General features: G+C 43.3%; 15 protein-coding genes, 1 rRNA gene and 1 riboswitch. Of the genes, 10 read left to right on the top strand and 6 right to left on the bottom strand.

Features of this window, described 5'->3' with window-relative positions:
• Positions 1–350, bottom strand: a 16S ribosomal RNA gene (locus L3V33_RS07730); the annotation flags it as partial.
• Between the two features lie 593 nt (positions 351–943).
• Entirely contained in the window at positions 944–1,468 is a 525-nt protein-coding gene (locus L3V33_RS07725; RefSeq protein ID WP_102550916.1) for a DUF3087 family protein, read from the bottom strand.
• 257 nt (positions 1,469–1,725) lie between these two features.
• Here L3V33_RS07725 and trmY point away from each other — a divergent pair, with 257 nt between their 5' ends.
• Positions 1,726–2,325, top strand: coding sequence for a tRNA (pseudouridine(54)-N(1))-methyltransferase TrmY (gene trmY / locus L3V33_RS07720; protein ID WP_054546299.1), 600 nt, complete (start codon positions 1,726–1,728; stop codon positions 2,323–2,325).
• 102 nt (positions 2,326–2,427) lie between these two features.
• On the opposite strand, the gene L3V33_RS07715 is transcribed toward trmY, so the two are convergent.
• Positions 2,428–3,528: a permease gene (locus L3V33_RS07715; RefSeq protein ID WP_237290147.1), complete on the bottom strand. Its 1,101-nt coding sequence runs from the start codon at positions 3,526–3,528 to the stop codon at positions 2,428–2,430.
• A gap of 232 nt (positions 3,529–3,760) precedes the next feature.
• Between L3V33_RS07715 and L3V33_RS07710 the strand changes: the two genes are divergently transcribed.
• Complete coding sequence (locus tag L3V33_RS07710) at positions 3,761–4,057, top strand: metalloregulator ArsR/SmtB family transcription factor (RefSeq protein ID WP_004733042.1); 297 nt, start codon at positions 3,761–3,763, stop codon at positions 4,055–4,057.
• The gene (gene sigZ, locus L3V33_RS07705) at positions 4,041–4,640 is read left to right on the top strand and encodes an RNA polymerase sigma factor SigZ (protein ID WP_171312083.1); all 600 of its coding nucleotides are present in this window, start codon (positions 4,041–4,043) and stop codon (positions 4,638–4,640) included. Before L3V33_RS07710 ends, sigZ begins: the two co-directional genes overlap by 17 nt.
• A 135-nt stretch (positions 4,641–4,775) precedes the next feature.
• Here the strand turns inward: sigZ and L3V33_RS07700 are convergent, their stop codons facing one another.
• Positions 4,776–5,390: a YitT family protein gene (locus L3V33_RS07700; protein ID WP_029222369.1), complete on the bottom strand. Its 615-nt coding sequence runs from the start codon at positions 5,388–5,390 to the stop codon at positions 4,776–4,778.
• A gap of 396 nt (positions 5,391–5,786) precedes the next feature.
• Between L3V33_RS07700 and L3V33_RS07695 the strand changes: the two genes are divergently transcribed.
• From L3V33_RS07695 to L3V33_RS07680, 4 genes are all read left to right on the top strand, one after another.
• Positions 5,787–6,014, top strand: a complete 228-nt coding sequence (locus L3V33_RS07695) for a hypothetical protein (RefSeq protein ID WP_237290146.1) — start codon at positions 5,787–5,789, stop codon at positions 6,012–6,014.
• A 15-nt stretch (positions 6,015–6,029) separates the two neighbouring features.
• Positions 6,030–7,235, top strand: coding sequence for an MFS transporter (locus L3V33_RS07690; RefSeq protein ID WP_054546296.1), 1,206 nt, complete (start codon positions 6,030–6,032; stop codon positions 7,233–7,235).
• 225 nt (positions 7,236–7,460) lie between these two features.
• Positions 7,461–8,186, top strand: coding sequence for a sulfite exporter TauE/SafE family protein (locus tag L3V33_RS07685; protein WP_237290145.1), 726 nt, complete (start codon positions 7,461–7,463; stop codon positions 8,184–8,186).
• A 70-nt stretch (positions 8,187–8,256) separates the two neighbouring features.
• Positions 8,257–8,619 (top strand): MmcQ/YjbR family DNA-binding protein, encoded by a 363-nt coding sequence (locus L3V33_RS07680; protein WP_237290144.1) that lies wholly within the window; start codon positions 8,257–8,259, stop codon positions 8,617–8,619.
• A gap of 52 nt (positions 8,620–8,671) precedes the next feature.
• Here L3V33_RS07680 and L3V33_RS07675 read toward each other — a convergent pair whose 3' ends face one another.
• On the bottom strand, positions 8,672–9,418 hold the full coding sequence (locus L3V33_RS07675; RefSeq protein WP_237290143.1) for a phosphatase PAP2 family protein: 747 nt from the start codon (positions 9,416–9,418) through the stop codon (positions 8,672–8,674).
• 387 nt (positions 9,419–9,805) lie between these two features.
• A riboswitch (FMN riboswitch) is annotated at positions 9,806–9,956 on the top strand.
• Positions 9,957–10,143: 187 nt separating this feature from the next.
• Here L3V33_RS07675 and ribB point away from each other — a divergent pair.
• Both ribB and L3V33_RS07665 read left to right on the top strand, forming a co-directional pair.
• A complete protein-coding gene (gene ribB / locus L3V33_RS07670; RefSeq protein ID WP_004733029.1) occupies positions 10,144–10,800 on the top strand; it encodes a 3,4-dihydroxy-2-butanone-4-phosphate synthase in 657 nt (218 codons plus the stop codon).
• Positions 10,801–11,181: 381 nt separating this feature from the next.
• On the top strand, positions 11,182–12,045 hold the full coding sequence (locus L3V33_RS07665; protein WP_237290142.1) for a hypothetical protein: 864 nt from the start codon (positions 11,182–11,184) through the stop codon (positions 12,043–12,045).
• Positions 12,046–12,198: 153 nt separating this feature from the next.
• On the opposite strand, the gene L3V33_RS07660 is transcribed toward L3V33_RS07665, so the two are convergent.
• Positions 12,199–13,095 carry a LysR family transcriptional regulator gene (locus L3V33_RS07660; protein ID WP_237290141.1) on the bottom strand — a complete coding sequence of 299 codons (897 nt, stop codon included), beginning with the start codon at positions 13,093–13,095 and terminating at the stop codon, positions 12,199–12,201.
• A 162-nt stretch (positions 13,096–13,257) separates the two neighbouring features.
• Here L3V33_RS07660 and L3V33_RS07655 point away from each other — a divergent pair, with 162 nt between their 5' ends.
• Entirely contained in the window at positions 13,258–13,896 is a 639-nt protein-coding gene (locus L3V33_RS07655; RefSeq protein ID WP_237290183.1) for an NAD(P)-dependent oxidoreductase, read from the top strand.
• Positions 13,897–13,958 lie beyond the last annotated feature (62 nt).

The raw sequence follows: 13,958 nt of genomic DNA, 5'->3' as shown, positions 1-13,958 counted from the left end.
AGTCTGGACCGTGTCTCAGTTCCAGTGTGGCTGATCATCCTCTCAGACCAGCTAGGGATCGTCGCCTTGGTGAGCCATTACCTCACCAACTAGCTAATCCCACCTAGGCATATCTTGACGCGAGAGGTCCGAAGATCCCCCTCTTTGGCCCGTAGGCATTATGCGGTATTAGCCATCGTTTCCAATGGTTATCCCCCACATCAAGGCAATTTCCTAGGCATTACTCACCCGTCCGCCGCTCGACACCCAACAAATCCTCCGAAGATTCAATGTTGTCGTTTCCGCTCGACTTGCATGTGTTAGGCCTGCCGCCAGCGTTCAATCTGAGCCATGATCAAACTCTTCAATTTAAAGTTTTGATTACCTAAATTAATAGGTGTGACTCAACGAATACTGACTTCAAAACTAATATTCATGTAAACATGAACATGTAATTCTAAAGCTATTACCATTCCAACAGAATGGTAATGAATTGACTGTGCCGAATAATTTCTTTCTACAAGAGAAAGTAGTTAAACGTATTGGTCACTCAGTTCATTGAAATCAAGTTTGTTACCGAAGTAACTGTTTTACCCAAAGGATAAAACGTTTTGATATTCATCAACGAGTGCCCACACAGATTGATAGGTTTAAATTGTTAAAGAGCTTTGCTTGTCGAAACTTTCTTTTTACAAAGAACCCCTTGAAAGCGGACGTGAATTCTAGCGATTTAATCTTAAGTGTCAAACACTTTTTAAAATTAATTTCTTTCGAACTTTCCGTCTTACTGATTACCGCTGAAGCCTTGTGGCGTCTGCCGTGTCAGTGAGGCGGCATTATAGAGATCATCGTAAACATGGCAACCCATTTTTTGATAAAAATTCAAAAAAGTTGCTTAAGCGTCTACTTTTACGTCAAAACCCTCTTTCATAGGCCAAAGTTAATACAATCAAGAGCATATAACTTAGAATTTCGCGACTAGATCTTTCGAAAATGCCTTTATATCCAGTTCGATACTCCACTTTTCACTCAGCTCCACTATGTTATCTAGCGATTGCTGAACCGTTTTTATCGTCAATGTATTGTTATCTAGGTCATATACCTGTTTTTGCGTAGTGTAATAGAAGTAAAGGATCGTCAGTGCTTCTCGATCGCCTTGCTCAGCTTTCGGTTGAATACGCTTGAGCTTGCGATAGATTTGATTGTGAGTTTGTTTAAGGTTCCACACATAAAGTGCTTCCTTAAAGTAATCATGCCCTTTCACACGACTCGCGATAAAGGCATTCAGTGCGACAGATAAAATCACCCCGAGTACATTCAAATGGAAATTGCCTGTCGCTTCCCCAGTAACGGATCCAACTGAACCAAAAAGTTCAATCAGAATGCTACCGAATACGATGGCAAACAAGGCGAGTGACCCAACCAATGAAACCAACAGTAAGTTCATCTTCTTTTTATATTCTTCTTTATTAATCTTCTGTAACTTCATCGACTACTTCCTTATGTAAGTCACCTGATAATTTGCGCATACTATCTATGTAAACCTTGGTTCGCTTCAACCTTTACCATCTTGTAATGTGGTCATTCTCTATTTAATACGTAGAGTTCTTCTGATCAGTACTATACATAACTCCATTTGACTTCATTAATAGAAAAGAGTTACATACCGCCATAAATTTTGGTTATTCATCAATTCATGTTGATAAAGCCTGTTTCGCTTTATCACATACTGACAAGGTACATTCCATGCGTTCATTTGTATTACGCGCTCGCGCAGCCCCTACAGAGAGTAAACTTATCTTAGAAGGTGTTGGTCAAGATGCTCATACCGAGATTCTGGCTCATACTCTGATGAACACGATCTTCGTTGCTCAATCTCACCGTGAGAATGTCACCGTGCACCTTGTGTTAGAAAGTACTAAAGACTTTTCACGTACCATTACATTCGATTCAAACGAGATCACCAACATTGGTGGCTTTCATGAATCGGCATTGTTATCAGCGGTAGTAAGAGCGGTTGACGCTTCTCAGGGTATGACAAAAGAACAGACACGTCAGGTTGAAGCTGGCATCACTGTTCGTACAATGAGCTTTGAAAAATTGGTTAAAGAACTGGCTGAAGACCATCAGCTGTACATGATGGATAAGAAAGGCGATTTTATCCGTGATGCCGAGATTGCGGAAAACCCATGTTTCCTTCTAACTGACCATATCCCTATGCCGAAGAAAAGCTACAACAGCTTGAAGCGTTTAGGGACAGAGAAGATCAGCTTAGGTCCAAACATGCTGTTCGCTTCTCAGTGTGTAGTGTTGATCAACAATGAGCTTGATATTCGCGGTTTCTAACCTCCTAGCTAATTATCTAAACAAAAAAAGAGCTCACTTAGTTGAGCTCTTTTGCTTATTTATCTCTCAGTATCGATGGTGTTATCTCGAAATCAGACCTGATTAACCAAAGATGAAGCTGTATAGGAAGCCTGCACCCATCGCCATGCTTAGGATAACGAATAGGAATGCTGCAATCATTTGGTTCTTGAAGATTGATTTAAGCAGGATAACTTCTGTCAAACTTGCACCCGCACTACCAATGATCAATGCCATGACTGAACCCAACGCCATACCTTTCTGAACTAGAGCAGCACTTAGTGGGATTACCGCTTCAGCACGAATGTACAGTGGAATACCAATTACAGCGGCTACAGGAATCGCATACCACATACCTTCACCAGCGTACTGTGCAATGAGGTCTGTAGGAATGAAGCCGTAGATGAATGAACCAATCGCGATACCCATCATTAGATAAGGGAATACTTGTTTGAAGTCTTTCCAAGTTGAGAACCAAATTCTCATCCAACGGCTAGGTTCTTTCTTCTCTACGATTTCAGCCGTCGCGCTTCCATCCGTTGAACAGCATGACACAGTCACTTGTGGTTCTTCTTTTTTCGAATCGCAGCAAGATGTCTCTTTTGCCATTACAGGTGCAGGCTCACCACATGCACTTGTACCACATGAAGATTCTGCTTTAGCAGGTACTGCTTTCTTAGGGGCAGAGTCATCACAACTAGTCCCACAGCTTGAAGAAGAACCTGTCGATTCATACGCTTCAGGTTTTACGTAACGCTCAAAGCCAAGCTTCTCAAGTGCGTAACCTGCCACTACCGATACCGTCATTGCTACAAGGAAATAGAACACCGCGACTTGCCAGCCGAACGTAATCACGAACAAGCCAATGATCACCGGGTTTAACAGTGGGCTACCAAATAGGAACACCATCATTGGACCGAAGCCTGCTCTTGCACGCAGCAATCCTTTTAGGAAAGGAATCGTCGAACATGAACAGAAAGGCGTAATCGCACCCAATAGTGCTGCAACCACATAGCCCTTACCGTTACGTGAGCTCAAGATAGATTGAATCTTTTCTGGCGTAAGAAACTCTTGCAGAATCCCAACAATGTAGCTGATCGCCAAGAAAAGGATGATTAGCTCTACTGCTAAGAAAGCGAACATATCAAGTGCGTCTTTTAGCATTGTTAACATTTCATTGCTCATAATAACTCCAAACTGGATTTAAGGCGGGACTCTATGAGGAAAGTAACCAACCCCTTAATTTCGAATATTCTCGAATTATAGAAATATTTCGTAACAGATCAAGATTTATTTCGATAAAAATCGAATTGATTTTAAAAGGAATAATTTTCAATAAGTTATTGAATCACTATTTTTACATTTGTATTCGGATTACATTTCGACTAATATCGAAATTAAATCTTGAGGAGTTAATATGAACTTAGAAGTCGTTGCGAAAGCACTTAAAGAGTTGGGTCACCCTATTCGCCTAACTATTTATAAGAGTGTCGTTAAAGCTGGCTACCAAGGCATTGCGGTTGGCGGCTTACAAGAAGAGCTCGGAATTCCGGGGTCTACCCTTTCTCACCACATATCAAGCTTGGCATCGGCAGGACTAATCAGCCAAAGACGAGAAGGAAGAACGTTATTCTGCGTGGCGGAGTATGAATGTCTAGAAGGCGTGATTGACTTCTTACAAGACGAGTGTTGCGTAAATGAACAATGCAACTAATGCACCTTTGAATAGGGCATCTTTGGACTTAGAACAGGTTTGGGCTGAGTATCAGCAAGCGTTAAAGTCATTCTTGCATTCTAAGGTCAGCAACACCGCCGATGTAGACGACTTGCTTCAAGAGATCTTGATTAAGACTTATCAAAACCTAGACAAAGTCCAAGATACAAGCAGCGTAAAATCGTGGCTATTCCAATTAGCCAATCACACCATTATCGACTTCTATCGTAAGCATGCTAGACAACAACGTGACAGCCAAATTGATGCTGAAGATCTATGGTTTACCGATTTAGACCACAATTCTGAGTTCAAACAGAAGCTTTCATTATGTATTGAACCCTTTATTCAGGCGCTACCTGAACAAAGTTCATCATTACTGCTTGCTGTCGACATCAAAGGCCAAAGCCAAAAAGAGATCGCAGAAGCTCAAAACATCAGCTACTCGACCGTTAAGTCTCGTGTTCAGAAAAGTCGCGGGGATCTTAAAAACCTGTTTGAAGAGTGTTGTAACCTGTCACTTGATCAACAAGGCAATGTGATTGACTGCGAGCTTAAGCCAGACAACGATTGCAGCAACTGCTAATGGCTACATCGAAATAGTTATTGAAATGAACAAAGCCAGCAATTGATGCTGGCTTTGTTGTTTTTATAATCTGCAAATCACTTTGCTTAAGCTAACCTAGTGCTTGAGCGAACCTAACTACTCTGCTTCCACTTACTACGCTGCTTCCGCTTTTACGACCGGTTGATAGCGCCCCGGTTTATGGTTCATCGCTAGAATCAAGTTGGTGACTATCGCACCAAGCACAGACAATAGAACCAGTGACACGTCAACAATAAACAGTGAAAGCACTACAATCGTACAGTCTAACGCCATCTGAACCTTGCCCGCTCGAATACCAAAACGTTCTTGTAAGAATAACGCCAAAATGTTGAAGCCACCCAAACTCATCTTATGGCGGAAGATCACCAGCATGCCGGTACCAATCAAGCCACCACCGATTAAAGCTGCATACAATGCATGAATTTCGGCAATCTGAATCACGTGATACAAATGGTCCACAGCGAACGAAACAATCGAAACCGCGATAAAGGTATTGATGGTAAAACGCCAGCCCATACGAGCAACCGACAAAATATAGAAAGGTAAGTTGAGCGCGAAGAACACTTGACCAAAACTTAGGTCTGTTACTTTGGTAATGAAGATCGCTAGACCAGCCGTGCCTCCGGTGAGCAAACCGACTTGATTGAAAAAGATAACGCCAAGTGAAACCAGTGCGCTACCTAAGAGCAGTGCCAGTAAGTTTTCGCGAAGATTATGATCTTTATCCATGTGAATGACTCTCCCTGAATCTTTGAACATCGCGTTTCAGTAGTTTTGAAACGATTTACGCCTAAATTTACGATGTTTGACAGATAAGTCGAGTGAACGGCTAATGTTGCTTAGTGATTAGTTTGTATATTAGTTTTTACAGTTTTGTGAAATCTTCAATTAAACAGATAGTTAAAAACCTGCAGTCAGGCTCTCATTATTAATTGCATGCTTCTATCGCTGAATGAGTGAACTTCGAGTTTTCCTCTTTATTGGTCACGTTTCGCCCTAATTCTAACGATGCTTAAATCTATGCATAAAACGCATAGACTAAATCACAAAAGGTCATTTGATACATACACTACTCGTCATTATGATGCGCGACTTCTTACAACATTGAGCGCATGTAAACACCTTATGTTTTCACAATCTCTTTTTGCCCAACTGGCCAGAATGACGCTATTCCTCGTCATTAGTTTGGTTATTGTGCATCACAGTCAGCCATTGATTGATCTCTTGGCTCAGCATGCCGTGAGCAGTGGATGCCACCAGCAGTCAACGCATGAGCATTCTGGACACGAACATCACCATGAGATGACTGACCAACACATGTCAGCGCAAGACCACTCACATCACCACCATTAATTTAAGAGTATTAGAATGAGCATTTTCCGTTTTCCTTTACTGGTATGGCTTGGGATCGGCACACTTATTATCAGTCTAGGGATCAGACAATCATTCGGCATTTTCATGATGCCAATTTCAGAGCATTTCGGCACGGGGCGAGAGTTTTTCAGCTTCGCTATTGCTCTACAAAACCTGCTGTTCGGTGTGTTCCAACCTTTTGTGGGTATGGCCGCAGACAAATGGGGAGCAAGACGCATCATTATTGCTGGCGCATGTGCTTACGGTTTGGGTTTACTTCTTACCTCAATTTCTACCGAATCAAGCATGCTTTACGTTTCATTGGGCGCACTCGTTGGCCTTGGATTGAGTGCGACAAGCTATGTGATCGTGTTAGGTGCAGTAGCAAAAGTAGTACCTGCAGAGCACGCGGCTAAGGCATTTGGTTTAACCACAGCAGCAGGTTCGTTTGGCATGTTCGCTGTGATTCCAGGCGCACAATACATGTTGAACGAATTCGACTGGCAAAGTGCGATGCAAGTATTTGGCGTGCTTTGTTGTTTCATGATCTCTTTTGCCCTGTTTATGCGAGCGCCGAAGTCGGCAACCAATAAACAAGTAGAAGACACTCAGACACTAAAAGAAGCGCTGTCTGAAGCATTTGCGAACAAAAGTTATTGGTTGATTCACGCAGGCTTCTTCGTGTGTGGTTTCCACGTGATGTTCATTGCTACGCACTTACCGAGTTACTTAGCCGACAAAAACCTACCCGCGAGCAGTGCAGCAATGGCATTGGCTTATGTGGGTATTTTCAACATCTTCGGGTCTTATTTCTGGGGTGTGATGGGCGATAAGTTCAGCAAGCGTCATGTAATGTCGGCACTGTACTTAGTTCGTACTGTAGTTATTGGTGCGTTTGTGACTCTTCCAGTAACTGAATCAACGGCTGCTATCTTTGGTGCGGCGATTGGTTTCTGTTGGTTAGGAACGGTACCACTCACCTCTGGACTAGTTCGTCAGATCTTCGGTGCGCGTTACCTATCTACTCTGTACGGTTTGGTGTTCTTTACTCACCAAGTGGGTAGTTTCTTAGGCGCTTGGGTTGGTGGTCGTATTTACGATTACTATGGATCTTACGAGCCAATCTGGTGGTCAACAGTGATACTGGCATTTGCGGCTGCGCTTATCCACTTACCAATTAATGACAAGCCTATTGAACGCCTGAAATTGGCAATGGCTTAACGTTTAACGCTGACTCCCCCATCAGCTAAAAACCAACAGTCATTCCAATAAAGAGAGTGAGTATTGAAGGATAACATCCTGAGGTATTCGCTCTCTTTTTCGTTGCCCGTTATATCGACAATAATAAAGGTCGATATTTGCATAAACCTCACTGAATAATAAGACTATTCTTTTCGTTTTAATTTATAGTATTCGTTAGCTCCTTTAAAACTAATCCGCAGGCTTATGGAATACATAGATCAGACAGTACTTATCGCGATGGCACTCATTTTTGTCGGCTCGTTTGTGCAAACCGCAATCGGCTTTGGCTTGGCTATTGTGGCAGCCCCACTGCTGTTTTTAGTCTCACCTGACTACGTACCCGCGCCTATCTGTCTCGTTGGCCTGTTCATTTCTATATTCAATGCGTTTAAACACCGAGCAAACATTTCTATCGGCGGATTAAAAATCGCACTGCTTGGACGCATTCCGGGGTCGATTGCAGGTGGTGCTTTGTTAGTGATGGTTTCAACGAGCGTGTTGTCTCTGTGGTTAGGCTTATTAGTGGTATTTGCGGTGATTGTCAGCTTGCTGCCGTTTAGGTTAGAGCCAACACCGACCAAGATGGGCATTGCTGGATTCTTCTCAGGATTCTTTGGCACCAGTTCAGGTATTGGTGGTCCACCAATGGCGTTACTACTTCAGCACCAAGATGCCAATCAACTTCGTGGTAACCTTTCTGCGTTTTTCGTGTTTAGTTCTATCATTTCATTACTGGTACAGATCCCAATTGGCTTCTTCACGCTACACCACTTGATCATCACTATACCTTTGCTGCCTGCTGCTTGGTTGGGTTACAAAGTGGCGTTAATGACGACACAAAGTATCCCTAAAGAGAAGATACGCATTGGTTCATTACTGCTATGTTCTCTCAGTGGCTTTACTGCTATCTGGCAGGGCTTAGCTGGCTAGTTCATAACGAAAACGCTGATAACGAAATAAGAACAGTTCCAACACACCGATCTATTGAAAGGACACTCCTATGACATACGACGAGTTCAACGCATTCTGCGAGTCACTACCTGCCACCAGCTATGTGATGCAGTGGAATAACTCTCACGTTTGGAAAGTAGGTGGGAAGGTGTTTGCGATTGGTGGTTGGGGGCCTAACGACGAGCCTGCGTTTATCTTTAAGGCATCCGATCAGAACTTCGACTTTCTGAAAGAGGAACTGGGCGATAAACCCGCGCCCTACTTTGCTTCGCGCGGAATGAAGTGGATTCAGCTTTTTGAAAGCACATCAGAAAGGGATGAGGAGCTGAGATACTACCTCACTGAATCACACCGAATTGTTTCATTAGGGCTAACCAAAAAGAAACAAGCAGAACTAGGGCTCAATCAATAACGTTTATCACGTATTGCTAATCTGAGCCCTCTTTCGGAATGAGGAAGGATCCCTAGGAAGTCTGTTTCAAAAATGCAGGTAAATAGCGTTCTATTTTTTGCTCTGAGATAAGCGGCACCAATAGATAGATAAGACCTGCAAAAGCGATAGATCCGGCTAAGTCTTCTGGGCGATGCATACCAAGCCAAACTCGGCTGTAAGCGACACCACCAGCCCAAACCAGTAAACCACCTACCAAATAAAAACGCTTCGCTTCTAAAAACAATCCACCGAAGAACGCCAAACACACACCGACGAAAATCATGTGTCCAGATGGGAAAGAATAGTCAGTCTCACCCAACCAGTGGCGCGTTCGCCACTCACTCACCTTATCTTGCACAGATGCAATCGCTGCGTTCTTTTCTACCAGTGGCAGTTCATAAAACACTTCTGGCATTTCGACAACTTCTTGCGTCACCAAATACTCAGAATAAGGTCGAGGGCTTTCTGTTGAATGCTTTAAGAAGGTTTTCGCTGTAAAGCTAAGAACCAACAACAGGCCAAGCTGCAGACACAGGCTGACTAGCTTAGCTTTGGAAAACTTCATCGTGAGCAATGCCAGAGACAAAACAGCTAGCGTTACCAAGAATCCTTGATTGCCTGCTGAGTACGTCACGAACGTCATGAAGGCACCATAGACAGGCAAAACCGCACTTCCAAGGTCAAAGTTCGATCCAAAGATCAAAAAAGGTACGAGAGAATACAAACTTAGAACGAGAAGTAATAAGCCTTTGGATTTGTTAGAGAACAGAGAAGTCATGGCTAAGATCTTTTAGGTAAAGTGTCCGGATGCTATCGCAGCTTAGCAGCGCTAATATCAATTTTATGTCAAAACGGTCAGTAAGACGTCATGGTGTAACAATATTGAATTATTAAGCCACGTTAGCATTCATTTGATAAACATTTGCTTTATCAACGATATGAATTGGACACACACTCATGTTCATAGACACATGAAAACTCTTTCAAACATCAAAAATCTACGCACAACTGTGTATGCAAACCAAGTGATGTCTGTTTCGTTGATAAAATGAGCACTTACCGCATTCAAAGAGCAGAATCTAAAAAACTTTGCTGTCAGTCCTTTAAATCCACTATTGAAAGGATTACCATCTGGTCTGCTTTCAAAGCAAAACAAATTATTAATTTTTATTCTCAGGGCGGGGCGAAATTCCCCACCGGCGGTATGTCCTTAGCAAAATCTAAAGATAAGCCCGCGAGCGCTCGATTCGTCGAGGTCAGCAGATCTGGTGAGATGCCAGAGCCGACGGTTATAGTCCGGATGAGAGAGAATGAAAACACACTCGTTTAAGTTGGAAAGGCGTACCCGCGTGAGTTGGGTTCGTGCCTCCAACTTAGACGGGTGCATTTCGTTTTGGATAAAACCATAATGAGCTAAAGCCTCTTGTAATGAGTTGGCTTTGTCGTGCTCGGTTGAGATCCCTCATACAGCCCTGATTCTGGTGATATTTTAGGAGTTTAACCATGAATCAGTCTTCACTACTTGCCGAATTTGGCGAACCAATCACTCGCGTTGAAAACGCACTGCAAGCTCTACGCGAAGGTCGTGGCGTACTTTTACTTGACGATGAAGATCGCGAGAACGAAGGTGACATCATCTACTCAGTAGAACACCTAACGAATGCTCAAATGGCGCTTATGATCCGCGAATGCAGCGGCATTGTGTGTCTGTGTCTAACCGACGAGCAAGCAAATCAACTTGAACTTCCACCTATGGTTGTTGATAACAACAGCGCCAACCAAACTGCGTTTACCGTAACTATCGAAGCAAAAGTTGGTGTAACAACAGGTGTTTCTGCCGCTGACCGTGTAACAACGATCAAGACAGCTGCAAACCCAACAGCTAAACCTACTGACCTTGCTCGCCCCGGCCACGTATTCCCACTGCGTGCTCGCAAAGGTGGCGTACTTGCTCGCCGCGGTCACACAGAAGGCACTGTGGATCTTATGCAAATGGCAGGTCTTCAATCGGCAGGTGTACTGTGTGAAGTAACCAATCCAGACGGCACGATGGCAAAAGCGCCAGAGATCGTTGCTTTCGGTAAAATGCACAACATGCCAGTACTAACCATTGAAGATATGGTGATGTACCGCACTGAGTTCGACCTTAAGCTTGCGTAACGTTTAATCGTCAGTGTCCCGCGCTGGCGATAATTGGATCGCTAGTAAATATTGAAAGGCCTCACTTTTTAATGCTGTTTCTAGTTAATAGCATTAAAGAATGAGGCTTTTTTAATTTCCGTACTTTGAGACGAACTAGAGATTGATCGCCGAAGTGTCCCTACCTATCGACACCTCCCCAGCCTAATCACAAGAAAAGCGTAACCTCTCAAAAAATCCTGCAAAATATGAGAAACATTCACTCGAATGGTGAAGTCATGCACCATCATTGATCATCCATAAATAAAGAAAAAACATAAACCACTGAAATATAACGCTTATTGATTTTGGCACGGTGTCTGCACTACCACTAAGTAGGTATACACATATTAGGAGTTAAATATGTTTGTAATTATTTCCGTTGGTTTATCCATAGCAGTACTTGCTGCCCTATTTCATTTTTCCAAAAAGAGACAAACGGCGCTATCACATAGGTTTGAAACCTTAGTTCTACTCAGAGAACTATTGCTGCTATCACGCAAACATCGCGCCGCAACGCATTATGCTCTTGGTTATAAGCTGTCTAGCGACTCGATTCGAAAAGTGAATGAGATTTACGACAACATACTTGAGGTGTCTGAACTGCTTCAATCTCATGTGTCGTTTGATAGCCGTCCTATGTATCGCATCTATCACCTCAAGCTCATCGCCATGCACAGTGACTGGCAAAACCGAACTTTGGTGCGTAACCAATCTATTCACGGTAAAACCATTCGCCACAGCATGTTCTTGATGGATGAAGTCATGATCATCTGGCTGATCCAATCTGAACGAGAAGACATGAGTAGCGAATACCATATGAATTGGCAACAGATCTTAGACTGCATGGAGATCTTGACCAAGCTTAGAATGTCTATCCCTGGAATAGAAAAGGCGGATATGGAGAAGCCAGAAGAGTATGCGAGATTCAAATTCTACGCCTCTCAGACACACAGAAAACTTAACCAATTATCAATTATCTGCCCTATAAGCAGTGGGTCACCGATTTGCACACGTGCGATGCATGCACTTACTGAGATCGCATCAAGTACCGAAGCAACTCAACCGGCAGATACCATGTACGAATTGACAAGCGATATATCAACCGTCGTTTCAAAAGTATACGACCAAGTATTGACGGACATTACCAGAAGCTTGTATCGACCTTTACCTGACATTAACGAAAAGGCGATAGACACCCGATTATCCGTACATCATTACATGTAAAGACTTCGTGAGAGGAGAGCGTGCTGGAACTCTGAATTATTGAGTTCAAATCCGATATCACCTTTGATATCGGATTTTTGTATTTATATGTTTATGCCTTGTGTACTTGTGTACTTGTGTACTTGTGTACTTGTGTACTTAGGATATATAACCTCAAACATCCTCAGATTTAATATCGTTAGACCAAGCTTCTGCTGCAAAATCAATAAACTGACGTACAACAGGGAGTTGATAGCTGCGTGATAGATACACCGCCCAAAGCACACTGCTCGGTGAAACAAAGTCTTCCAAAACACGTTTCAACTTACCATTGGCAATCAATAGATTCGCTAAGTCACACGGTAATCGCACGATCCCTTTGCCATGCTGTGCGGCGCGGGTTAACACCCCAACATCGTTGGCTTTAATAGTGCCAGACACCTCAACCGAATAATATTGGTTATCTTTCACGAAATCCCACTTCGTCACACTCAGATGGCGAAAGCAATTATGTTGTCGAAGTTCTTCAATCGTTTTAGGTTCACCGTGCTTGTCTAGATAAGCAGCAGATGCACACACAACCGAATCAATTTCCATTAGCTTTCTGGCAATTAAGCTTTCATCAGGTTGATCGGTATATCGAAGTGCAATATCTATCCTCTCATCCACCAACTGAGCAAAACGATCCGATGCAAACAACTCGACCGTGACATTAGGATGACACTCAGTGAATTGTTCGACCACATCCAGCAGCATGTTTTGAGTTAAACCAATGGGTGCAGCAATTCGAATTACCCCCGAAAGATCATCGGTTTGATTGAGCGAAGTGACTTCTAGCTCTGCGGTCTCGTGGAGAATTTTTTCGCAACGTTGTAACGCAACCTCCCCTGCCGCCGTCAAACTCACCTTTCGAGTGGTCCTGTGCAATAGCCTCTGCTTTAACCACCCTTCTATCTCTTGAACATGGCGTGAAACCTGTAATCGGCTCATGTCCAAATGCTCAGCTGCCTGAGTGAAACTGGCACAATTCGCAACTTCGACAAAACTGCGCATCGCCGTCAACCTATCCATCACACTCTCCTTGAACTGTTTAGCAGCTAATCGAATCTTATTAGATCACTATCTAGATACAATCTACATCATTTTTCGATATTTATCGCAACCTAGTGAGCTATTAGACTGCAATGGCTGTCGAGAAAACGACTTAATAAATTAGATAATTGGAGAGACATGATGAAAATTGCAGTATTAGGCGCATCAGGTTGGATTGGTAGTCACATCGCTCAAGAAGCTCAATCTCGTGGTCATGATGTGGTAGCTGTTGTAAGAGATGCAAACCGCGTGGAAACCAAAGGCATTGAAGTTCGTTCATTTGATTTACAAGACGAAGCCGCAAGTCTAGCAAACGCACTAGCCGGCGTTGATGCAGTAATTACTTCGATTGGCGGACGTGCTCTGGGTAATCACGACATCGTAAAAAACACTGCGACTAAATTGCTGGCAACATTACCAAGCATCGGTATCGAGCGCCTGCTTTGGGTTGGCGGTGCAGGCTCATTAGAAGTAGCACCAAATGTACCGCTAGTGACCGTTCCTGATTTTCCAGCGGATTACAAAAACGAAGCGCTAGCACAAGGCGAAGCTCTTGAAGTGTTCAAGCAATCGAACAGCGAAGTTAACTGGACGTTTGTTAGCCCTGCAGCAGAAATCTTCCCGGGTGAGAAACTGTCAACCTACCGCATAGGCGGCGACCAATTACTCACCGACGAAGATGGCAACAGCAAAATATCCGTCAGCGATTACGCTATCGCGATGATTGACGAACTAGAATCTGGCAAGTTCCCACGCCAACGTATTGGTGTCGCTTACTAGTCAGCTTATATGCAAAAACTAAAAAAGCCGCTTGTTCAAAACAATGCGGCTTTCTCGTCTTT

Origin of the sequence: Vibrio sp. A2-1, from assembly GCF_021728355.1 — a bacterium.
GTDB lineage: Bacteria > Pseudomonadota > Gammaproteobacteria > Enterobacterales > Vibrionaceae > Vibrio > Vibrio splendidus_K.
This window is presented reverse-complemented; position numbering and strand designations above follow the sequence as displayed.

Excerpts from the sequence above, each read along its gene's own strand:
- L3V33_RS07700 (WP_029222369.1), bottom strand. The coding sequence starts at position 5,390 with ATGGATAAAGATCATAATCTTCGCGAAAACTTACTGGCACTGCTCTTA.
- L3V33_RS07690 (WP_054546296.1), top strand. The coding sequence starts at position 6,030 with ATGAGCATTTTCCGTTTTCCTTTACTGGTATGGCTTGGGATCGGCACA.
- L3V33_RS07710 (WP_004733042.1), top strand. The coding sequence starts at position 3,761 with ATGAACTTAGAAGTCGTTGCGAAAGCACTTAAAGAGTTGGGTCACCCT.
- L3V33_RS07685 (WP_237290145.1), top strand. The coding sequence starts at position 7,461 with ATGGAATACATAGATCAGACAGTACTTATCGCGATGGCACTCATTTTT.
- L3V33_RS07725 (WP_102550916.1), bottom strand. The coding sequence starts at position 1,468 with ATGAAGTTACAGAAGATTAATAAAGAAGAATATAAAAAGAAGATGAAC.
- sigZ (WP_171312083.1), top strand. The coding sequence starts at position 4,041 with ATGAACAATGCAACTAATGCACCTTTGAATAGGGCATCTTTGGACTTA.
- ribB (WP_004733029.1), top strand. The coding sequence starts at position 10,144 with ATGAATCAGTCTTCACTACTTGCCGAATTTGGCGAACCAATCACTCGC.
- L3V33_RS07675 (WP_237290143.1), bottom strand. The coding sequence starts at position 9,418 with ATGACTTCTCTGTTCTCTAACAAATCCAAAGGCTTATTACTTCTCGTT.
- trmY (WP_054546299.1), top strand. The coding sequence starts at position 1,726 with ATGCGTTCATTTGTATTACGCGCTCGCGCAGCCCCTACAGAGAGTAAA.
- L3V33_RS07660 (WP_237290141.1), bottom strand. The coding sequence starts at position 13,095 with ATGGATAGGTTGACGGCGATGCGCAGTTTTGTCGAAGTTGCGAATTGT.
- L3V33_RS07665 (WP_237290142.1), top strand. The coding sequence starts at position 11,182 with ATGTTTGTAATTATTTCCGTTGGTTTATCCATAGCAGTACTTGCTGCC.
- L3V33_RS07715 (WP_237290147.1), bottom strand. The coding sequence starts at position 3,528 with ATGAGCAATGAAATGTTAACAATGCTAAAAGACGCACTTGATATGTTC.
- L3V33_RS07655 (WP_237290183.1), top strand. The coding sequence starts at position 13,258 with ATGAAAATTGCAGTATTAGGCGCATCAGGTTGGATTGGTAGTCACATC.
- L3V33_RS07695 (WP_237290146.1), top strand. The coding sequence starts at position 5,787 with ATGTTTTCACAATCTCTTTTTGCCCAACTGGCCAGAATGACGCTATTC.
- L3V33_RS07680 (WP_237290144.1), top strand. The coding sequence starts at position 8,257 with ATGACATACGACGAGTTCAACGCATTCTGCGAGTCACTACCTGCCACC.